We start from the raw sequence: 20,205 nt of genomic DNA, 5'->3' as shown, positions 1-20,205 counted from the left end.
CCGATGATGGGAGGACGCACCGTCGTTGCGGCTCAATCTAGTCCGAATTGTGATCATATGTGACCGAATTGATTAGATATTTGACATAAATGATCACTTGGCGTGAAGCTGTCGGAGTGCCTACGCCTGCCGACCACACGCCGCATCTGGCTGCCGAGGTGGCCACCCAGCCGGACGACTGGACGCGCGCCGCGGCCGTGGCCGCGGATCATCGCGCCGTGCTGCCGAAACCGGGCGAGCGCGTCGCGGTGATCGGTTGCGGCACTTCGTATTTCATGGCTTGCGCCATAGCGGCGCTCCGCGAGGGCGCTGGACACGGGATGACCGACGCGTGGCCTGCCAGCGCGGTCCGCGCTCGCGAATACGACCGATACCTGGTGATCTGCCGCTCCGGCACGACCACGGAAGTGGTGCGCGCGATGCGCGACCTCCCGGCGCGCATCCCACGGGCGGTGATCTGCTCCAGTCCGGGCACGCCCGTCCTCGAACTCGGCGACCCCATTCTCATCGACCAGGTCGACGAGCGATCGGTGGTGCAGACCCGCTTCGCGACGACCGCCCTCGCCATACTCCGCAACCATCTCGGCGAGGACCTCACTTCGGTGATCGCCCAGGCACGGGCGGTGCTCGCCGAGGACCCCGCCGTGTCACTGGCCGCGGTGCGCCGCGCCGAGCAGATCAGTTTCGTCGGTATGGGATTCGCGGCGGCCGTCGCCGACGAGGCGGCGCTCAAGCTGCGCGAATCCTGCCAGTCCTGGACGGAGGCGTATCCGGCGACGGAGTACCGCCACGGCCCGATCGCCATCTCCGCGCCCGGACGCGCGGTCTGGGCGTTCGGACCGCTGGAGCCGGGCTTCGCCGACGACGTCGCCGCCACCGGCGCCCATCTGGAACATCGCGACATCGACCCGATGGCGGACCTGATCCGCGTGCACCGGCTCTGCCTGCTGCGTTCCGCCGACTTGGGATTGGACCCCGACCACCCGCGCGGCCTGAATCGCTCGGTGGTTCTGAAGTCGTGACCACCGGGCAACTCGCGAACGTGTCCGCCACGGCGGCGCTGCCGGACGACGCGCTCGTGCTCGGCATGGACGTCGGCGGCACCACCATCAAAGGCGAGATCACCGATGCGGCGGGCACGGCGCTGGCCGTGGGGTCGGTGGCCACGCCACACGGTCCGGCCGCGTTCGACGCGATGGGCGAGCTGGGCGAGCGGTTGCTCGCCGAACTCCCCGGCCCCGATCGCCGCCGAGTGGGTCGCGCGGCGGTGGTGCTACCCGGCATCGTCGACACCGCCCGATCGGTCGCCGTGTTCAGCAGCAACGTCGGCTGGCGGGACGTGCACGTCGGCGACCGTTTCCCCGCGCGCTGGGGTGTGCCGACGCTGATCGAGCACGATGTCGCCGTCGCCGGTTGGGCGGAATGGCGGTACGGCGCCGGGCAGGGCTACGACAACGTGTGCGTCGTCATTCTCGGCACCGGCATCTCGGGCACGCTGTCGGTCGGCGGGAGGCTGGTGCGCAGCGGCTACGGGCAGGTCGGCGAGTACGGGCACGTGCCGGTGCGGCGCGCGGGCGGATTGCCCTGCCCCTGCGGCAACACGGGGTGCGTCGAGACGGTCGCCTCCGGCGCGGCCATCGCGCGGGCCTACACCCGGCGCACCGGTCGAGAGATCAGCGGCGCCGCAGAGGTTTTCGCGCTCATGTCCACCGACCCGGAGGCGGCCGCCGTGGTGGCGGACGCGGTCGACGCGCTCGCCGACGGCCTGGTCGGCATCGTCCACGCGGCCTGCCCCGAACTGGTCGTCCTCGGCGGCGGGCTCGCCGGAGCGGGCGCGGCGCTCACCCACCCGCTGCACCGCGCCCTGTCCGACCGGCTCCGCCTGGTCCCCGCGCCCCGAGTCGTCCTCGGCCACTTCGGCGCACGCGCGGGCCTGGCAGGCGCCGCCCTCTTCGCCAGGCACGGGGCGTTGACATGAGGCCACGCCCATCGCACCCCGTTCGTCGCTCGGCGAGCCCGGTCGGCAACGGTGGACATCCCTATTCAGCTCACACCGCGCGGGTCACGAGACGAGGGGCATTCACATGACAGCACGCACCCAGCTGATCCGGGGACGCATCGTCTCGGCGAGCGTCACGGTGGACGACGGCGTGGCGCTGGTCTCCGGGGATCGGATCGAGGCGGTGCGATCGTTCGCGCAGTGGCGTGCGACGCATCGCGATTTACCTGAGCCGCCATTTTCGGGAACTGTGCTGCCGGGGCTTGTGGACATTCACAATCACGGCGGATTCGGGTCCCGGTTCGACACCGTGCACGGCGAGCACGCGTTGGCGGCGGCGCATGGGCACCATGCGCGCGGCTCGACCACGGTGGTGGCGAGCGTGGTCACCGGGCCGGCAGCGGAGATGGTGGCGCAGACCGCCGCCTTGCGCGAGCTCGCCGAGGAAGGCGTGCTCGGCGGTATCCACGTCGAGGGGCCGTTCCTGTCCGAGGCGCGCTGCGGGGCGCAGGACCCGCGCTATCTGCGCGACCCCGATCTCGGTCTGACCGACCAACTGTTGGCCGCTGGTGGCACGCGCCTGCGCGCGATGACGCTCGCGCCGGAACGACCCGGCTCCGCGTCCGTCGCGCGGCGGCTGGCCGACAACGGCGTGGTGGTCGCACTCGGCCACAGCGACACCGACTACGCGTCATTCCGGAACGCCCTGGCTCCCAATGGTTCAGGACGCCTCGTGACGCACTTGGCGAACGGCATGCCGCCGCTGCATCACCGGCGCCCCGGCCCTGTCGCCGCCGCGCTGGTGGCCGCGGCGGCCGGTGACGTGTTCGTGGAGCTGATCAACGACGGCGTGCACGTGGAACCGGGCTTCGCCGCGCTGGCGTTCGCGACCGCGCCGGGGCGCGTCGCGCTGGTCACCGACGCCATGCAGGCCGCGGGACTCGGCGACGGCGAGTACCAGCTCGGACCGCAGCCGGTGAGCGTCCGCGCCGGGGTGGCGCGCATCGCCGACGGCTCGATCGCGGGGGGTGTCAGCACCCTGCTGGACTGCGTCGCGCGGGCCGTGCGCGACTCCGGCGTCCCGCTGCGCGAGGCGGTGCTGGCCGCCACCTCGGTTCCGGCCGCCGCGCTCGGGCTCGCCGACGTCGGTGACCTGCGGCCCGGGTATTTCGCCGACATATTGACAGTCAGTGACAATCTCCAGTTGCGCGGGGTGCTCAGACGTGGACAGTGGTTGAGGTGATCCTCACCGTGACAATGAATCCCGCGTACGACATGACCTATCGCGTCGAACGCTTCGAACGCGGGCAGGCCCACCGGGTGCGGTCGGTGGAGCAGCGCATCGGCGGCAAGGGCATCAACGTGACCCGGGTGCTGAATCAGCTCGGCAAGTACACCAGGGCCACCGGGTTCTCCGACCACGCCTTCGCGGCCGCCGCCGAACTGGAGATGCCGGTCGACTTCGTGCACGCGCTGCCCTGGGTGCGTCGCACGGTGGTGATCAGCGAATCCGAGGACGGCACGGCCACCGCGCTGTGGGAGCCCGGCGCGAGGGTCTCCAACCCGCACGCCGCCGAGCAGCTGTCGGTCCGGGTGGCAGGACTGCTCCCGGAAATCGCCGGGCTGGTCATCTCCGGGTCGCTACCTGGCGGCATCGAGCCCTCGCTGCCCGCCGAGATCGCCCGCACCGCCATCGCGGCCGATGTGCCGACCATCTGCGACGTCGACGGCGAGGCGTTGCGCTTGGCCGCCCAGGTGCCCGGGATCGTGCTCATCCCGGACGAGACCGAACTACAGCGCCTCACCGGCACCCGGCCGACGACCGCCGACGACATCGTCATCGCCGCGAAGCCGCTGATCGACAACGGAGTGCGCGCCGTGATCGCCACCCGCGGCACCGAAGGGATCGTCGCGGTGACCGCCGACGGCGCGTGGGCGGCCGCGCTCGCCGAACCACTCGCCGGAAACCCCACCGGCGCGGGCGATGCCGCCGTGGCGGCGGTGATCGCCGCCCTGTCCTCCGCGTCGCGCCCGGACTGGCCCGCCGTGCTCGCCGACGTGGTCGCGACCTCGGCGGCCGCCGTGGTCGTCCCGGTGGCCGGTGAGATCGACCGCGGCCTGCGCACCCGCCTCACCCCGACCATCCAGGTCCGCGAGCTGGACACACCATGCCGTTGACCTCGATGCCGGAACTGATCGCCACGGCAGGCCCCGGCGGACTCGGCGCGTTCAACGTCATCACCCTCGAGCACGCCGAGGCGATCGCGGCCGCCGCGGAATCAGCGAAAAGGCCGGTGGTGCTGCAGCTGTCGGAGAACACCGCGCGGCATCACCGTGGCATCGCCCCGCTCGCGCTCGCCTGCCTGCGCATCGCCGCCGACAGCGAGGCCGCGATCGCGGTGCATCTCGACCACGCCACCAACGCCGAATTGATCCATGCCGCCGTCGATCTCGGCATCCGGTCGGTCATGTACGACGGCTCGTCCCTCGACTACGCCGACAACCTCGCCGCCACTGCCGCGATCACCGCATGGTGCCACGAACGCGGCGTGCACGTCGAGGCCGAACTCGGCGAAGTGGGCGGCAAAGACGGCGCCCATGCGCCCGGCGCGCGCACCGATCCCCACGAGGCGGTCGAATTCGTGAGCGCCACCGGCGTCGACGCCCTCGCGGTAGCCGTCGGCTCTTCCCACGCCATGCACACCCGCACCGCCGAACTCGACAACGACCTCATCGCCCACTTGGCCGCGAAGGTCCCCGTCCCCTTGGTGCTGCACGGCTCCTCCGGCGTCCCCGACCACGGCCTGCGCGCCGCCGTAGAACACGGCATGACGAAGATCAACATCGCCACCCGCCTCAACATCCGCATGACCGCCGCCATCCGCGACCGCCTGGCCACCACCCCCCACCTCTCCGACCCCCGCGAATACCTCGCCCCCGCCCGCACCGCCATCCAGTCGGAAGTAGAACACTTCCTCCACCTCCTCGCGGGCTGACCGCCACTCGCGTTTTGCCGCAGCCATGTGCCACTCGCGGAAAGCGCTCGGCCGACGGCGCGTGCGAGGGTGGCGCGCCGCCGGCCGAGCGGGGTGGTGGGCAGGGCAGTTGTCCACCGGTGGAGCTGTCGATGGATCGCTTCGCATCGACGGAGACACTCTTCCCGGTGGAACTGTGTTTCGGGTGTAGTGAAGCTGAGAGTCGGCTGGGAGTACGTGTCAGGTCAGGACGGTGGTGCGGATCGACGTGGTGAATGCCGCCCACTGGGTCGGCGTGAACGCCAGCGTCGGTGATGCGTCCGGCGCTCCGGGGAACTTGCTGTCGCGAACCAGTACCCGGCCGCCGTCGAAACAGACTTCGACGCAGGCGGTGCTGTCGTTCGAGTGTGATGACTTGAACCAGCTGCCCGCGCGCGCCATGCCGTTCACGCTACAGCGCGGCGAGTCTGCGTTCGATCAACGTTATCGACTCGTTCCGCGGGAGCGCGTGCTCGGCCTCGGTGGTGGCGAACATGGTCGCGAGGTGACGCACCGGTTCGCTCTCCTCGGTCACCCCGAGGTGGACCAGCGTCTCGGTCCACGCCACGTCGGGAAGGAGTGCGTTGTCGAACCCGAGCAGATGGAACGACGCACCGGTGAGCAGTACACCGCCTGGCGCGTCGAAGGGTACGACCCGGATATCGATCGTGTCGGCACGCGTCTCGGTAACCGATAGCAGATGGCGCAGTTGCCCTTTCAAGACCGCCACCCCTCCCGTGCGCTGGGTTAGCGCAGCCTCGTTGACGATCGCCGTGACCTGCAGCGGCTCTGCGTCGGTGAGCCGTTTCTGGCGTCGCATGCGAACCTCTACCCAGCGATCGATTTCCACTTGCCGAATCCGTGCCCGGTCGTTGGCGATCACCGCTCGCGCGTACTCCTCGGTCTGCAAGAGACCCGGAATCAAAATGCTCGTATAACTCCGGATGCTCTGCGCCCCGTGCTCCAACCCGTAGAGACGGACCACCTCGTCCGACAACAGATCCGCGTACTCCGACCACCACCCGCGTCGTTTCGCGATGTCGCGCAGCCGCAACATTTCCACGCGCTCATCCTGGTCGAATTCGAGCAGGCTCATCAGCTTTCGCAGCTTGTCCTCGGCCAGCACGCGTTCCTTCTCCACCTTCGACCAGTACGACAGCGTGAAGCCGAGTTCCTTGGCGATGACGGAGGCGGAGACGTCGAACTCGGTGCGGCGGCGCTTGATCCGGAGCATGAGCTCCCAGCGCGCCACCGTGGGCGAGAGTGGTGCCATCGTCCCATGAGTCCTTCCGGCTCCGGCTGTTCGTGCAGATGACCGTACCCGCATCCACAGGCGGCCGAGTTTGTCAAATGGACTGGTCAACTTGACCTGTCGGCGCTCCGGCGCCTACTCTTCTTGTGTTGCGCATCACAGCGGGGGCTCTGGGCAGACCCCGCTCCGGCGGGGAGGGGTTCTGATGTCCGTGCATGTCGTCGATCGCACTTGGATCGTGGGTGATCGGACGCCGCATCAAGCGCGGCGGGTCAGCGACGACGCGTGGGTGGTGTCGTATCTGCGGGGCCGGATGGTGAACACCGAGCAGGCGACGGCGGCTATCCAAGCGGCGGAGATGGTTTCGCTGACGGAGGACTTGGTGCGCCGCTTCGGTCTGACGGCCCTGGAAGCAGTCGGCCTCGTCGTCCTCGAATCGCCATGGGAGACCGCGCCGCTGCGCACTCGGTACCGATTGCCGCGTCCGAGCGGGCGGCATCGTCGATGATCCTTCGCGCCCGGCGCGACCATTCGATCCAGGGGGTTGACGCGGTGGAACCACTGCCGACCAAAGAACTCGTCCTGCGGGCCTGCCGCACGGCGCCGCGCCGCGCCCACCCGGTTTTGGAATCCGCGCATCTACTCGCGGGATTACACCAGCGCCGCCTGCGCCGTGAACTCGGCAGCGCGAACGACATCGATCAGCACCGCGGCCGCCTCGTGCTCGCCATCGACCGCTGGGTCGCCACCCAGACGCCACCGCCGCACGGCGGCGCGCACATGCACACCGAGACCGTGGGCATGGTGGTCGACCGGCTCGCCCAGTTCTCCGCCTGCGCGCACGACATCCTGTCCGGCGCACCGGAATGGGCCGTGCACAACGCCTGGGAACGCCTCGCCGAACTGGCGCTCGGCTATGAGGATCTCGCCTACGAGGTCGTGGCGGGCGTGCGCCGCCTCCCCTATCTCAGCGGCCCGCGCGAGCAGCCGTGATCAGTCCTCGCCCGGCCACGCGTTGGCCTCGACCCGGGCGCGCACCCGGGCCACGTCGGCTTCGGACGGCATGTCGTTGGTGATCTTGGTGATCATCACCTGGATGTCGGTCTGGTCGATGTCCGCCCCGCCGGAGCCGGCCAGCTCGGCGGCGATCCTGGCCACCTCCTCGTCGGAGAGGCGCCGGCGCAGCAGGGCCAGCAGGGGGATGTAGTCGGCTTCCGGGACACCGTCCGGGTATCCCACGCGCAGCCAGCTGATGATCGCGTGCAGGAAGGGAGGCATCGGCGGCGGCTCGGTCAGTCGGAATCGGCCGGCGGATCGGCCAGCGGCCAGCCACCCGCGGCCAGGTGGGACGCGACGCGAGCGACGTCACGCTCGTCCGGCTGCTCCTTGGCCAGCCGGGCGATGGCCTGCTCGATCTCGGTGTGGGTGATCTCGCTGCCCGAGTTCGACGCGACCAGTTCCTCGGCGATCGCGACCACCTCGTAGTCGGTGAGGTGCCGGTGCAGCACGGCGAACAGGGCCACGTAGTCCGACTGCGGCACACCCTGCGGGTAGCCTGCGCGCAGCCAGCCCACGACTTTGCCGAGCAGTTTCGGCCGGTCCGGAATTGGTTTCACTGGATCGGTCACGCTGGCTACTCCTCACGCCTGCCCGAACAGATGGATGCCGAATCTGGCTGCGATGAACGCCTTCGCCGTGTACAGGATGCCGCTGACGATCGCCACGACGACCAGCACGAAGCACGCCAGCGCGACCGCGAGAGCGGGATAGTTGCGCCGCACCGCGCCCGTACCGGCGTCGGTGGTCACGGTCATCGACCAGAACCGCACTCCGATCGAGAAGATCATCGGCAGGCCCGCGCCGAGTACCAGCCCGGCCAGGGTGACTTTCCACAGGGCGTTCAGATTGGTGACGAGAGTGTGCACGTCTGGTTCTCCTACACCTGGGCGGATCGGTTCGGGTCCGGTGACGCCGCCGGGTCGCCCGCGGGCGGGTCGGTCCCCTCCCCCGGCCACTCGTTGACGTTGCCGGTGTGCACCGGGTCGCGTCGCGACCGCAGGTACATCAACGTCGACAAGCCGATCAGCAGGGCGAAGACCACGAGCACACCGGCCAGCCCGCCGATGAGGTGGGCGATGGCCCAGCAGATCGCCCCGGCGACCGCGGCAAGCGGCAGTGTGAGCAACCATGCGACCACCATGCGCCCCATCACGGCCCAGCGCACTTCGGCGCCCTTGCCGAGCCCGGTGCCGAGGATGGAACCGGTGGCGGTCTGGGTGGTGGACAGCGGCAATCCGAAATGGGCGGAAGTCAGGATGATCGCGGCCGAGGCGGATTCCGCCGCCAGTCCCTGCGGCGAGTCGATCTCGACCAGGCCCTTGCCCAGGGTCCGGATGATCCGCCAGCCGCCGAGGTAGGTGCCCGCCGCGATGGCGAGGGCGCACGCGGCCATCACCCACAACGGCAGGTCGTCGTCTTTGGTGAGCGTTCCGTGCGCCACCAGCGCGAGGAAGATCACGCCCATCGTCTTCTGCGCGTCGTTCGTGCCGTGCGCCAGCGAGACCAGCGAGGCCGAGCCGATCTGACCCCAGCGGAATCCCTCGGTGACCTTGTCCTGCTCGGCGCCGCGGGTGATCCGGTACACCAGCCAGGTGCCGATCGCCGAGACCAGCGCGGCGACGATCGGCGCGAGCACCGCAGGCAGCACGATCTTGGTGAGCACGCCGTCCGACCCGGACGCCCAGATCACCCCGCCCCAGCCGAGCGCGGCCAGCGTGGCCCCGATCAGACCGCCGAACAGCGCGTGCGACGAACTCGACGGCAGACCGAACAGCCAGGTGAGCAGGTTCCACAGAATCCCGCCGACCAGGCCGGCGAACACGATGACGATCAGGTCCTGGCCTGCGACGGCGTCGAGCCGCACGATGCCCTTCGCGACGGTGGCGGCGACGGCCACCGACAGGAACGCGCCGACCAGGTTCAGCACCGCCGAGAGCGCGACAGCCACCCGCGGCCGCAGCGCGCCGGTGGCGATCGAGGTCGCCATCGCGTTGGCGGTGTCGTGGAAGCCGTTGGTGAAATCGAATGCGAGCGCCGTGACGATGACGATCAGGAGAACCAGTAATTCGACGGTCACGCCTCCAGTCTGCTGCACCCCCGGATGGCACAGCCATGCCGGTTACCGGAAGTTCGCGCGACCTGCGTGGACTAGTCTGATCAGTCCTGCTCAGCGGGATCGGGTGCACTGCGGGACGACCGGCCTGCCCGCGAACCGATCATCGATCCACGAGTTCGCGCCCGGGATGCCGCTGAGCCCGACCAAGAAGTGCTCGCCGAAATAGACCTGGAAGTCCACCGGCGTCCCCGCGCCGCACCAGTCCGCGTAGAGCTTCTCCGCGCCCGCCAGCGGCACCCACGGATCGTGAGTGGCGTGGTAGAGGAACACCGGGACCGTCGGCGCGCTCGCACCCAGCCGATTGGCGGCCAGGATCTCCCGCACCATCGGCAGCTCGGTCGGCGCGGCGGCATGGGTCAGGGCCTGCACCGGAATCGGCGCGACGGCGCCGCCGAGCTCCTCCGCGGTCATGCACAGGTCCTTGCCGACCTGGGCCAGTCGCCAGCCGTCGTCGTTCATCAGGCCGAGCAGTTCGGGATACTCCCGCGCCAGTCCGAGGGTCGCGGCCAGGAAGACGCCGGACGCGGCGTTGCGCCCGTTCATGGTGGACAGCAGCATGTCGAAGTCGGCGGGGACGCCGCCGAACGCCGCACCCACCAGATTCAGCTCGGGCGCGTACCGCGGGGCCAGCTGCGCGGCCCAGCCGCTGGCGATGGCCCCGCCGGAGTATCCGGTGACCACCGTCGGCGCGTCCGGGCGCAAGCCGAACTCCGGCGTGCCCACCACGGCCCGGATCGAGTCGAGCACCGCGTGCCCGGCCATCAGTCCCGCCGCGTACGCCTGCCGCGGGCCCTGATGGTCGGGGACGAGCACGGCATAGCCCTTGGACAGCGGAATCTGAGCGGCCCACAACTCGACTGTCGGCTCGTTCCTGAGTTTGTAGGACGGGGCGCACCGGTGCCCGAGCGAGTCGATCGCGGCATTGAACGACAGCACCGGCCGCGGCCCCGGTCCGGTCCACGGGGCCTGCGGCAGGAGCAAGGTCGCGACCACGGGCACCGGCTGGTCCTTCGAATCGGTGGACCGGATGAGCAGTTCGGTCGACCGCACCGGGAACGCGGTCAGGCCCGTTCCGCCCGCTCGGGAGGCGAGGATCGTGCCGGGCGGCAAGCTCTCGAAGTCCGGCGGCGGCGTGTAGAACGGATCGTCCAGCGGCGTGGGCAGGATCCCGGAATACTCGCGCGACGGCATGAGGAACAGCTCGATCGGATTGGCCTGCGCCGGCGCGCCGACCGCGCAAACCGCCGAGGCGCCAAGCACCGCCGCCACCAGCCGGGCAAATCGTCCGCACAGTGATTTCCGCATCAACCCGCCCGCCCGCCGATTCCATGTCCGGAAGCACGAACCGGCCGGACCACTGCATTGTGGCGGCCATCCGGAACCTTGCGCTGCCCATATTTACCGTGGCTGGACGCGGGTGCACGCCCGACACGCGCGCGGCGCGGGAGCGACGGCGCTTCACATCACGGCAGCAAGGCGCGAACGGTATCGATGGTGTCGGCGTCGGCGGGGTCTTTGTCCGGGCGATACCGCACCACCCGCGCGAAACGCAGCGCGACACCGCCGGGGTAGCGGGAACTGACCTGCACGCCGTCCAGGGCGATCTCCACGACGAGTTCCGGCCACAGATACACGGTGTGCTGATCGCGCGAGCGCTCGTGGCGGGGGAATTCCTCGGTCTGCCAGCGCAGCAGCGCGTCGGTGAGACCTTTGAAGGTCTTGCCCACCATGACCGGCTCCCCGCCCTCGGGGTCACGCGCGCCCAGATGCAGGTTCGACAGGTAGCCCGTGCGGCGGCCGTAGCCCCATTCCGCGCCGAGCACGATCAGGTCGATGGTGTGCGTCGGCTTGATCTTCTGCCAGGCCCGGCCCCGCCTGCCCGCCGCGTACGGAGCGGTCAACGACTTGACCATGACGCCCTCGTGCCCCGCGGCCAGCGCGGCGTCGAAGTATTCCGCTGCCGCCTCGGCGTCCGGCCGCAGCAGCGCGGGAATAGTGTGCTCACCCGCCGCCTTCGTCAGCGCGGCGCGCCGTTCGGACAGCGGAACGTCGAGCAGGTCACGCCCGTCCAGGTGCAGGCAGTCGAAGAAGTACGGATGCAGCAGCAACTCCCGGGTGGAACTCACCTCGGCGAAGCGGCTCATGGTCTCTTGGAACGGACGCGGCCGTCCGGCGTCGGTGAGCGCGAGCGTCTCCCCGTCGAGTACGACGCTCGTGCAGTCCAGGCCCGCGACCAGTTCGACGAGTTCCGGAACGCTCGCGGTGATCTCGCGCAGCGTCCTGGTGAAGATCCGGACCAGGTCGCCGTTCCGGTGCACCTGGATGCGGGCGCCGTCGAGTTTGTGCTCGACGCTGACTTCGCCGTGCAACTCGACCAGCGCCTCGTCCAGCGTCGCACCGGGAGAGGCCAGCATCGGCTGGATCGGGCGGCCGACCTCGAGCCGGAACTCCGCGAGCGCGGCCGCGCCGCCGGTGAGCGCCGCGACGGCGGTGACCGGCAACCGTCCCGACAACATGTACGCCCGGCGCACCAGATCGGGCGGCACGTCGGCGGCCACCGCCACGGCTTCGGCGACCACGGCCGTGAGCGCTCCTTGGCGCAGGTCCCCGGTGAGCAGGCGCACCAGGAAGCCCTGCTCGTCCGCCGTCGCCGCGGACCACAGCGCCGCCAGCAGCTCCTTGCGCCTGGCCGTCGAACCGGCGCCGGAGGTGACGGCCAGCTCGCTCAGCGCCGCGTCCACCGCCGAGACGGTGAGCGTGGGCGCAGGGGCGGGCGCGTGGTCGAGCGTGGTGAGCGTGCGCCATCCCGTGCCGATCCGCCCCTGCGACAGCTCGCCGGACGCCCAGGCGACCACGGGCGCCAGCTCCTCCGGCGCGGCCGCGCTCAGCAGCTCGGCCAGCGTGGCGATCTTCGTCTTGCGCGACCTGGTCGCCCGGACGGTCTCCGAGGCGAGCACGACATCCGAGAACAGCACCTTGCCGACGGTAGCCGCCGGGTACGACACCTGTCTGCGAGGAGTGTTAATCACTGATTGGCACGGATGCGAAAGCACCCATAAACTGGACGCATGGCCAAGACTTACGTCGGCGCTCGGCTGCGTCAACTGCGGACCGAACGCGGGCTGAGCCAGGTCGCGCTGGCCCAGCAGCTGGAGATCTCGGCGAGTTACCTGAACCAGATCGAGCACGACGTGCGCCCGCTCACCGTCCCGGTGCTGCTGAAGATCAGCGACGTGTTCGGCGTGGACGCCACCTTCTTCTCCGCGCAGGACGACACCCGGCTCATCGCGGAACTGCAAGAGGTCGTGATGGACGAGGAGCTGGGCATCGAGGCCGACGCCCAGGAGATCGCCGACATCGTCTCGGCGCACCCGAGCATGGCCCGCGCCCTGGTCAACATGCACAACCGCTACCGCAACACCTCCGCCCAGCTGGCCGCGGCCACCGAGGACCGCTTCGCCGACGGCGCGGGCAGCGGCGCGATCAGCAAGCCGCACGAGGAAGTGCGCGACTACTTCTACCAGCGCCAGAACTACATCCACGAGCTGGACACCGCCGCGGAGGACCTCACCGCGCGCATCCGTTTCCACGGCGGCGACGTCAACAGCGAGATCGCCAGGATGCTGCGCGCGCACGACGTGCGCATCACCGAGCGCATCGACCTCGGCGAAGGCGTGCTGCACCGTTACGACCCGCAAACCCGCGTTCTGGAGATCGCCCCGCACCTGTCCGGCGGGCAGCGCACTTTCAAACTGGCCGCCGAGCTGGCCTATTTCGAGTGCGGCGAATTGCTCGAAAAACTCGTGGAGGAAGGCAATTTCGCCTCCGAGGACGCCCGCAAGCTGGCCATGCTCGGGCTCGCCAACTATTTCGCCGCGGCGACGGTGCTGCCGTACACGCATTTCCACGAAGTGGCCGAGGACTTCCGCTACGACATCGAACGGCTGTCGGCGTTCTTCACCCAGAGTTACGAGACCATCTGCCACCGGCTCTCCACGTTGCAACGCCCGTCGCTGCGCGGCGTGCCGTTCTCGTTCGTGCGAGTGGACCGGGCGGGCAACATGTCGAAGCGCCAGTCCGCCACCGGTTTCCACTTCTCCTCCAGCGGCGGCACCTGCCCGCTGTGGAACGTGTACGAGACCTTCGCCTACCCGGGCAAGATCATGACCCAGATCGCGCAGATGCCCGACGGCCGCAAATACCTGTGGGTGGCGCGCACGGTCGAACGCCGCGCCACCCGTTTCGGCCAGCCGAGCAAGACCTTCGCCATCGGCCTCGGCTGCGAATTGCGGCACGCGGCCCGCGTGATCTACGCCGACGGCATCGATCTGGACGAAGTGCAGCCGACGCCGATCGGTGCGGGTTGCCGCGTCTGTGAACGCGCCAATTGCCCACAGCGCGCTTTCCCGCCCTTGGGCAAAGTGCTCGACATCAGCGAACATCGCAGCTCCGTGTCGCCTTACGTACTGAAGTAGCCGCGCGGGTTCCGTAGGTTGTCGCCATGGCAGGACCGCGCTACCCCATGCCCGCCTCGATAGTGCTGATCGCGACGCCGGAGGGCTGGCGCCACAGCGTCCAGGACACCCGAGGGGGAATGCTCTGCGGTCGTCTGGCACATGTCCCCGCCGATGCCGCGCCGGACCAGGCGCGGGCAGCCGCTGTCGCCATGCTGCGAGAAGTGGCTCGGCAACTCCGCGGCGCGGAGATCGACGTCGCCTGGGACGCCCGGGAACCGCTGACCGGCCGGGTGATCGCGGTACGTGACCGATCCTGAAGACTCCGGCCGGTCTCGCGAAATCGAGACCGGCCGGACGTCAGGGGTCAGGCGGCTTGCGCCCCGCGTTGCATGCGGAGACCGACAACCGTCATACCCAGCGCTGCGACGAGCAGTAGCGCCAGCGTCCAAGCCAGAGCAGCGAAGCCGTGCGGCGCGGCGGTCGCCGCGACCAGCGGGCCGATGGTCGCGCCCACGTAGAAGGAGAACATCGCGACCGACATGGCGGCGGCCCTGGATTCGCCGCCCAGTTCGCCCGCGCTCTGCAACACCGCGGGAGCGATGACGCCCAGACCGCCGACCAGGACGGCGAGCAGCACGGCGAGCACGGCCGGATGCGTTCCCTCGAAGGTGGCGATCACCATCGCCGCGGCGGCGATCAGTGCTCCGAGCACGATCTGACCGTGCTTGGACAGCCGCGCCAGCGGCACCGCGAGCAGGGGAAGCGCCACCATCACCGGCAGCGCGCCCGCACGCAGCGCGAGCAGTTCGCCCGAGCCGCGAACCACTCCGGTCAGCTCGAGACCGGTGTACACGCCCACCATCACCGCCATGCTCATCGCGCCGGCGATCAACATCGGCACCAGTGCCCGGATGCGCAGCACCGCGGGAATCGCGGCGTAACTGTGCCGCAGCGGCTTGTCCCGGCCGGTGGGCGCGTCGGCCAGCAGCGCGGTCCGCAATACCAGTGCCAGTACGGCGAACCCGATCGCGGAGGCGACGAACACGGAGCGCCACGGGAACGCGCCCGCCATCCACTGCGACACGATCTGCGCGACCACCGTCGCCGCGAGGAACGACGTGGCCACGGACATGGTGGCGACCGAACGGTGCGCGGGATCGACACGGGTGGCCACGTAGGCCATGATCGCGGGCGGAATCGAGCCGACCACCAGCCCCTGCGCCACCCGCAGGCCGACGGCCAGCGGAGCGCTGAACGCCAAACCGGTCAATAGTGTGACCACTGCGGCCACCAGCATCCCGGTGACCAGCACCCGGCGGTGACCATAGCGGTCCGACAGCGGCCCGAACAGGACGAAGCCACCGGCGTAACCGAAGGCGAACGCGCTGATGATCCAGGTCGTCACGCCGGAACCGACGTGCCAATCGGCCTGCATCGCGCTGAAAAGCGGGATGGGGACGTACATCTGCCCGGTGGCCAGCAGGGCGGCCAGAACGAAGAAGGGCACGGTGCGCCCGGTGTGGGCACGCGGCGAGACGACTCGGGTGCGCGTCCGGGCCGGAGCCTCGGACTGGAGAGTGAGCATTGCCATGGGTTGAAGGTAGGCCCGGGCGAACCAAGTTGTCAACCAAATAGTTGGTTTAATGAAATGGTAAAGTGTCCGTCATGACCGCCACGATGAAACGCAGTGACGCGACCAGGCAGGCCCTGCTGCGCGCCGCCCGCGACGAATTCGCGCAGCACGGGCTGGCCGGTGCGCGGGTGGACCGGATCGCGGACGCGGCCGGCGTCAACAAGGAGCGCATCTACGGTCTGTTCGGCAGCAAGGACAAGCTGTTCGACGTCATCCTGATCGACACGCTGCGCGAGTTCATCGACGTGGTGAAGCCGCTGGCCGACACCGAACCCGGCGCGTACGTCGGCAAGCTGTACGACTACCACCGGGACAACCCCCAGCTACTGCGCCTGATGCTCTGGGAGGCGCTGCACCGCGGCGCCGACGCGCACGACATCGACGGCTGGCGCGCCGCGCACTACGTGCGCAAATTCGACCGCGCGCAAGAACAGTTCGACGTGGACTCCGCCGACGCGGGCCGCCTGCTGCTGGCCCTGTGCGGCCTGGCCAACTGGTCGCTCGCCGTCCCGCAGACCACCAAGCTGCTGCTCGGCGAGGCCGCCGCGGAGGACAGGAACGCCACCAGGGCGTTCCTGATGGATTTCGCCAGGGCCGCCATGCGCCGCGACGCGGCTCCCGGCGAGCGGGAAGCCCGCCTCCCCGAGGTAGAACTGGTCAATGACTTGACCACCGAGGACGAGTCCGGAGTCGACCGCGCCGCACAGCGCCTGCGCGACGCCCAAGCCGCCGCCGACGCCGCCCGCGAAGAACTGGCAACCGCCCTACGCGCGGCCCACGCCGCGGGCGCGAGCGCCAACCAGCTCGCCCGTCAGGTATCCGGCACGCTGTCGCGGCCCGTGGTGCTCAAACTCCTGTCCCAGCCCGAGCCCCAGCCCTGACCTGTCCCCACCGCACAGGGCGCACACTTGGTCCAGAGTTCGCATACCAACGTGCCCGGCTCACCTCAACCCCGTCTTTCGAGCGAAGCGAGACCGAGCCTGTTCGTTCGCGGCCCGGCTCGCGAACACGCAGCGCCGCAGGCGCTGCAATCAAAATCCAGCTTCGTCCAGGTCCATGATGTCGTTGTCCAGCGTGGCGACGATCCCGCGCACCGCGCTCAGCGTGGGCAGCACGTTCTTCGCGAAGAAGCTCGCGACGGCGACCTTTCCCGCGTAGAAAGCGCGGTCCTTCTCCGACGGGCCTGCGGCCAGTGCGGCCGCCGCGATCTCCGCTTGGACCAGCAGCCGCCAGCCGATGAGCAGATCGCCGACCGCGAGCAGGAAACGCACCGAACCCAGGCCGACCTTGTACAACTCGGTGGGCTCCTGCTGCGCGGCCATCAGGAAGCCGGTGAGCGAGGCGGCCATCGCCTGCACGTCCTCGGCGGCCGTGCGCAGCAGTCCGCGCTCGGTGTCGAACCGCCCGGTCCTGGCGTCCAAGAAGGCCGCGATCCGCGCGTTGACGTGGCCGAGCGCAACACCCTGGTCGCGAATGATCTTGCGGAAGAAGAAGTCCTGGGCCTGGATGGCGGTGGTGCCCTCGTACAGCGAGTCGATCTTCGCGTCCCGGATGTACTGCTCGATCGGGTAGTCTTGGAGATAGCCGGAGCCACCCAAGGTTTGCAACGACTCGGTCAGGTACTGGTAGGCCCGTTCGGAGCCGACGCCCTTGACGATCGGCAGCAGCAGATCGTCCACCCGGTGCGCCAACTCGGCGTCGGCGCCCGAAACGAGCTGCGCCACATCGGCGTTCTGGTGCGCGGCGGTGTACAGGTACACCGCGCGCAACCCCTCCGCGTACGCCTTCTGCATGGCCAGCGAACGACGGACGTCCGGGTGGGCGGTGATGGGCACGCGCGGCGCGGCCTTGTCGGCCATCTGCGTCAGATCCGCGCCCTGGACCCGCTGCTTGGCGTAGTCGAGTGCGTTGAGGTACCCGGTCGACAAGGTGCCGGAGGATTTGACGCCGACCATCATGCGCGCGTTCTCGATCACCTGGAACATCTGCGCGATGCCGTTGTGCACCTCGCCGACCAGCCAGCCCTTGGCGGGCCTGCCGTGACCACCGAAGGTCAACTCGCAGGTGGGCGACGATTTCAGGCCCATCTTGTGCTCCACCCCGGTGACGTACACGCCGTTGCGCTCGCCGAGTTCCAAGGTCTCGGGGTCGAAGAGGAACTTCGGCACGTAGAACAGCGAAAGGCCCTTGGTGCCCGGTCCGGCGCCCTCGGGGCGGGCGAGCACCAGATGGAAGACGTTCTCGGCGGTGTCACCGACCTCGGCACCGGAGATGAAGCGCTTGACGCCCTCGATGTGCCAGGAGCCGTCCTCCTGGCGGATCGCCTTGGCGCGTCCAGCGCCGACGTCGGAACCGGCGTCGGGCTCGGTCAGCACCATGGTCCCCTGCCAGCCCTTCTCGAAGCCGAGCGTGGCCCAGTGCCGCTGCTGCTCGGTGCCGACGGTGAACAGCACGGACGCCATCACCGGGCCCATGTTGAAGAACGACGCCGACGGATTGGCGCAGGTGATCATCTCGGCGACCGCCCAGACCAGCGCCGCGGGGGCCGGCGTGCCGCCCATGCCCTCCGGCATGCCGAGCCTGCTCCAGTCCGCGTCCCGCACGGCGGCGACGGTTCTACGGAGCGGCTCCGGAACAGTGACCGAGAAAGTGGTCGCGTCGTAGCCGACCGGATCGCGGTCGGCCGCCGCGAACGAGTCCGCCACCGGCCCCTCGGCCAGGCGTTTCACTTCCGCGAGGATCTCCCGGGCGGTATCGGAATCGAGGTCGCCGTAGGCGCCGGTATCGAGCAGCTTGTCCAGCTCGAGCACTTCGAACAGGTTGAATTCGATATCCCTCAGGTTCGCCTTGTAGTGGCCCACCTGGTCCTCCTCGACTCGAGTCCGCGGCCCGCCGCCGCGGCATGGGACGGTTCAGACGTCGTACGAATCGAAGCGTGCCGCATCGCCGCGACGCTACGCAACCGTAGCCACATCCGCCCCGGCCAGCGGGTTTGCCGGGATCTCACAACTGTTCACCGTCCGTTTACGGGAAAGGTTCACACCGGCGAAACAGACGAAACGGACTTGTCATCGAGAGATATTCCGGCGCAACAACTCCTGTCTACCGTTCGCATCACGAATACAGCCGCTGTATACAGCCCCGTCTACAGCCGTGAGCGGGGCGAAGGCGGCGGTGTTCGATGCGGCGCCTTGCCGACGCCGCCGCGACACCTGATGAGGAGAGGGCTCGCCCCATGCCAGATTTCCGTGCCACCCATCGCTCCGGGCGTTTGGTGCGAGCGATGACGGTGCCCACCGCGATCGCGCTCGCCGGCCTGTTGCTGACCGCTTGCGGCGCCAAGGACGACGCATCGACCACCGGCTCCGGCGCCGCGTCCTGCGTCGACACGTCCAAGGACACGATCAAGGTCGGTTCCCTGCACTCCCTGTCCGGCACGATGGCCATCTCCGAGGTCACCGTCGCCAACTCGACCAAGCTGGCCGTCGACCAGATCAACGCCGCGGGCGGCGTGCTCGGCAAGAAGATCGAGCTGGTGCTGGAGGACGGCGCGTCGGACCCGAAGACCTTCGCGGAGAAGGCCGAGAAGCTGATCAGCTCCGACTGCGTCGCCGCGGTGTTCGGCGGCTGGACCTCGTCGAGCCGCAAGGCGATGAAGCCGAAGTTCGAGAGCCTGAACTCGCTGCTCTACTACCCGGTGCAGTACGAGGGCCTGGAGGACAGCAAGAACATCTTCTACACCGGCGCGACCACCAACCAGCAGATCGTCCCCGCGCTGGACTACCTGAAGCAGAAGGGCATCACCTCCCTCTACTTGGTCGGCAGCGACTACGTCTTCCCGCAGACCGCCAATCGCGAGATCAAGGCGTACGCCGCCGCCAACGGCATCGAGATCAAGGGCGAGGACTACACCCCGCTCGGCTCCACCGATTTCTCCACCATCGTGAACAAGGTCCGCGCCGCGAAGGCCGGAGCGGTGTTCAACACCCTGAACGGTGATTCCAACGTCGCGTTCTTCCGCGAGTACAGCAACGCGGGCCTGAAAGCCGCGGAGATGCCGGTGGTCTCGGTCTCCATCGCCGAAGAGGAAGTGGCCGGCATCGGCGCGCAGCACATCGCCGGACAGCTCACCGCGTGGAACTACTACCAGACCGTCGACAGCCCGGTGAACCGGAAGTTCGTCGCCGACTACAAGGCCGCCTTCGGCGCCGACAAGCCGACCTCCGACCCGATGGAAGCCGCCTACGCGTCGGTCTACCTGTGGAAGAACACCGTCGAGAAGGCGAAGTCGTTCAAGGTCGAGGACATCCAGGCCGCCGCGGGCGGCGTCAGCTTCGACGCACCCGAGGGCCTGGTCACCATCGACGGCTCCAACCACCACATCACCAAGACCGCCCGGATCGGCGAGATCCGTCCCGACGGCCTGATCTACACGGTGTGGGATTCCGGCAAAGCCGTGACGCCGGACCCCTACCTGAAGTCCTACGACTGGGCCAAGGGCCTGAAGTAGTCCGCGGCTGTCCGCGGCCCAGCTCCCGGCGCCCGCCCCGGCGGGCACGCGGAGCGTAATGAGGGGGGCCGCGGACAGCATCGGACAGCGAGACCCTCGGCGAACGGTACGTCTTTTCGACGCGATATCGCCCCGGCCACGGGAGGTGGACGTACAGAGCCACCG

At 69.1% G+C, this 20,205-nt stretch carries 21 protein-coding genes; 11 read left to right on the top strand and 10 right to left on the bottom strand.

Going from position 1 to position 20,205, the window contains the following annotated elements; genetic code table 11:
- Positions 1-116: 116 nt before the first annotated feature.
- The 5 genes from NB3_RS34805 to NB3_RS04845 all read left to right on the top strand — a co-directional run bounded on the left by NB3_RS34805 (position 117) and on the right by NB3_RS04845 (position 4,995).
- A complete protein-coding gene (locus NB3_RS34805) occupies positions 117-1,022 on the top strand; it encodes an SIS domain-containing protein (protein WP_244891772.1) in 906 nt (301 codons plus the stop codon).
- On the top strand, positions 1,019-1,978 hold the full coding sequence (locus NB3_RS04860; RefSeq protein ID WP_244891771.1) for an ROK family protein: 960 nt from the start codon (positions 1,019-1,021) through the stop codon (positions 1,976-1,978). Before NB3_RS34805 ends, NB3_RS04860 begins: the two co-directional genes overlap by 4 nt.
- A gap of 106 nt (positions 1,979-2,084) precedes the next feature.
- Entirely contained in the window at positions 2,085-3,242 is a 1,158-nt protein-coding gene (locus NB3_RS04855; protein ID WP_067797142.1) for an N-acetylglucosamine-6-phosphate deacetylase, read from the top strand.
- Positions 3,243-3,250: 8 nt separating this feature from the next.
- Positions 3,251-4,177: a hexose kinase gene (locus tag NB3_RS04850; protein ID WP_280516565.1), complete on the top strand. Its 927-nt coding sequence runs from the start codon at positions 3,251-3,253 to the stop codon at positions 4,175-4,177.
- A 5-nt stretch (positions 4,178-4,182) separates the two neighbouring features.
- The gene (locus NB3_RS04845) at positions 4,183-4,995 is read left to right on the top strand and encodes a class II fructose-bisphosphate aldolase (protein ID WP_244891770.1); all 813 of its coding nucleotides are present in this window, start codon (positions 4,183-4,185) and stop codon (positions 4,993-4,995) included.
- A gap of 219 nt (positions 4,996-5,214) precedes the next feature.
- Here the strand turns inward: NB3_RS04845 and NB3_RS04840 are convergent, their stop codons facing one another.
- Together NB3_RS04840 and NB3_RS04835 are read right to left on the bottom strand one after the other, a co-directional pair.
- Entirely contained in the window at positions 5,215-5,415 is a 201-nt protein-coding gene (locus NB3_RS04840) for a DUF397 domain-containing protein (protein ID WP_067797352.1), read from the bottom strand.
- Positions 5,416-5,425: 10 nt separating this feature from the next.
- Positions 5,426-6,286 (bottom strand): DUF5753 domain-containing protein, encoded by an 861-nt coding sequence (locus NB3_RS04835; RefSeq protein ID WP_067797132.1) that lies wholly within the window; start codon positions 6,284-6,286, stop codon positions 5,426-5,428.
- Between the two features lie 184 nt (positions 6,287-6,470).
- On the opposite strand from NB3_RS04835, the gene NB3_RS04830 reads away from it, so the two are divergent.
- Positions 6,471-6,773, top strand: a complete 303-nt coding sequence (locus NB3_RS04830) for a hypothetical protein (protein WP_067797129.1) — start codon at positions 6,471-6,473, stop codon at positions 6,771-6,773.
- Positions 6,774-6,817: 44 nt separating this feature from the next.
- Entirely contained in the window at positions 6,818-7,258 is a 441-nt protein-coding gene (locus NB3_RS04825) for a DUF4254 domain-containing protein (RefSeq protein ID WP_157111523.1), read from the top strand.
- Here the strand turns inward: NB3_RS04825 and NB3_RS04820 are convergent, their stop codons facing one another.
- From NB3_RS04820 to NB3_RS04795, 6 genes are all read right to left on the bottom strand, one after another.
- Positions 7,259-7,543: a DUF3349 domain-containing protein gene (locus NB3_RS04820; RefSeq protein ID WP_067797124.1), complete on the bottom strand. Its 285-nt coding sequence runs from the start codon at positions 7,541-7,543 to the stop codon at positions 7,259-7,261.
- 14 nt (positions 7,544-7,557) lie between these two features.
- Positions 7,558-7,893, bottom strand: a complete 336-nt coding sequence (locus NB3_RS04815; protein ID WP_067797121.1) for a DUF3349 domain-containing protein — start codon at positions 7,891-7,893, stop codon at positions 7,558-7,560.
- A 12-nt stretch (positions 7,894-7,905) separates the two neighbouring features.
- The gene (locus NB3_RS04810) at positions 7,906-8,190 is read right to left on the bottom strand and encodes a hypothetical protein (RefSeq protein ID WP_067797118.1); all 285 of its coding nucleotides are present in this window, start codon (positions 8,188-8,190) and stop codon (positions 7,906-7,908) included.
- An 11-nt stretch (positions 8,191-8,201) separates the two neighbouring features.
- Complete coding sequence (locus NB3_RS04805; protein WP_067797115.1) at positions 8,202-9,401, bottom strand: inorganic phosphate transporter; 1,200 nt, start codon at positions 9,399-9,401, stop codon at positions 8,202-8,204.
- Between the two features lie 90 nt (positions 9,402-9,491).
- A complete protein-coding gene (locus tag NB3_RS04800) occupies positions 9,492-10,745 on the bottom strand; it encodes a lipase family protein (RefSeq protein ID WP_067797112.1) in 1,254 nt (417 codons plus the stop codon).
- 158 nt (positions 10,746-10,903) lie between these two features.
- Positions 10,904-12,415 (bottom strand): ATP-dependent DNA ligase, encoded by a 1,512-nt coding sequence (locus NB3_RS04795; protein ID WP_067797349.1) that lies wholly within the window; start codon positions 12,413-12,415, stop codon positions 10,904-10,906.
- A gap of 93 nt (positions 12,416-12,508) precedes the next feature.
- Here NB3_RS04795 and ramB point away from each other — a divergent pair, with 93 nt between their 5' ends.
- Together ramB and NB3_RS04785 are read left to right on the top strand one after the other, a co-directional pair.
- Positions 12,509-13,915: an acetate metabolism transcriptional regulator RamB gene (gene ramB / locus NB3_RS04790; protein WP_067797109.1), complete on the top strand. Its 1,407-nt coding sequence runs from the start codon at positions 12,509-12,511 to the stop codon at positions 13,913-13,915.
- A 26-nt stretch (positions 13,916-13,941) separates the two neighbouring features.
- The gene (locus tag NB3_RS04785) at positions 13,942-14,214 is read left to right on the top strand and encodes a hypothetical protein (protein ID WP_157111521.1); all 273 of its coding nucleotides are present in this window, start codon (positions 13,942-13,944) and stop codon (positions 14,212-14,214) included.
- Positions 14,215-14,261: 47 nt separating this feature from the next.
- On the opposite strand, the gene NB3_RS04780 is transcribed toward NB3_RS04785, so the two are convergent.
- Entirely contained in the window at positions 14,262-15,488 is a 1,227-nt protein-coding gene (locus tag NB3_RS04780) for an MFS transporter (RefSeq protein WP_067797104.1), read from the bottom strand.
- Between the two features lie 74 nt (positions 15,489-15,562).
- On the opposite strand from NB3_RS04780, the gene NB3_RS04775 reads away from it, so the two are divergent.
- A complete protein-coding gene (locus NB3_RS04775) occupies positions 15,563-16,411 on the top strand; it encodes a TetR/AcrR family transcriptional regulator (protein ID WP_244891769.1) in 849 nt (282 codons plus the stop codon).
- Positions 16,412-16,561: 150 nt separating this feature from the next.
- On the opposite strand, the gene NB3_RS04770 is transcribed toward NB3_RS04775, so the two are convergent.
- Positions 16,562-18,391, bottom strand: a complete 1,830-nt coding sequence (locus NB3_RS04770) for an acyl-CoA dehydrogenase (RefSeq protein WP_067797101.1) — start codon at positions 18,389-18,391, stop codon at positions 16,562-16,564.
- Positions 18,392-18,813: 422 nt separating this feature from the next.
- Here NB3_RS04770 and urtA point away from each other — a divergent pair, with 422 nt between their 5' ends.
- Positions 18,814-20,040 carry an urea ABC transporter substrate-binding protein gene (urtA, locus tag NB3_RS04765; protein WP_244891768.1) on the top strand — a complete coding sequence of 409 codons (1,227 nt, stop codon included), beginning with the start codon at positions 18,814-18,816 and terminating at the stop codon, positions 20,038-20,040.
- Positions 20,041-20,205 lie beyond the last annotated feature (165 nt).

It is taken from the genome of Nocardia beijingensis NBRC 16342 (genome assembly GCF_001612785.1).
Taxonomy (GTDB): Bacteria; Actinomycetota; Actinomycetes; order Mycobacteriales; family Mycobacteriaceae; genus Nocardia; species Nocardia beijingensis.
This window is presented reverse-complemented; position numbering and strand designations above follow the sequence as displayed.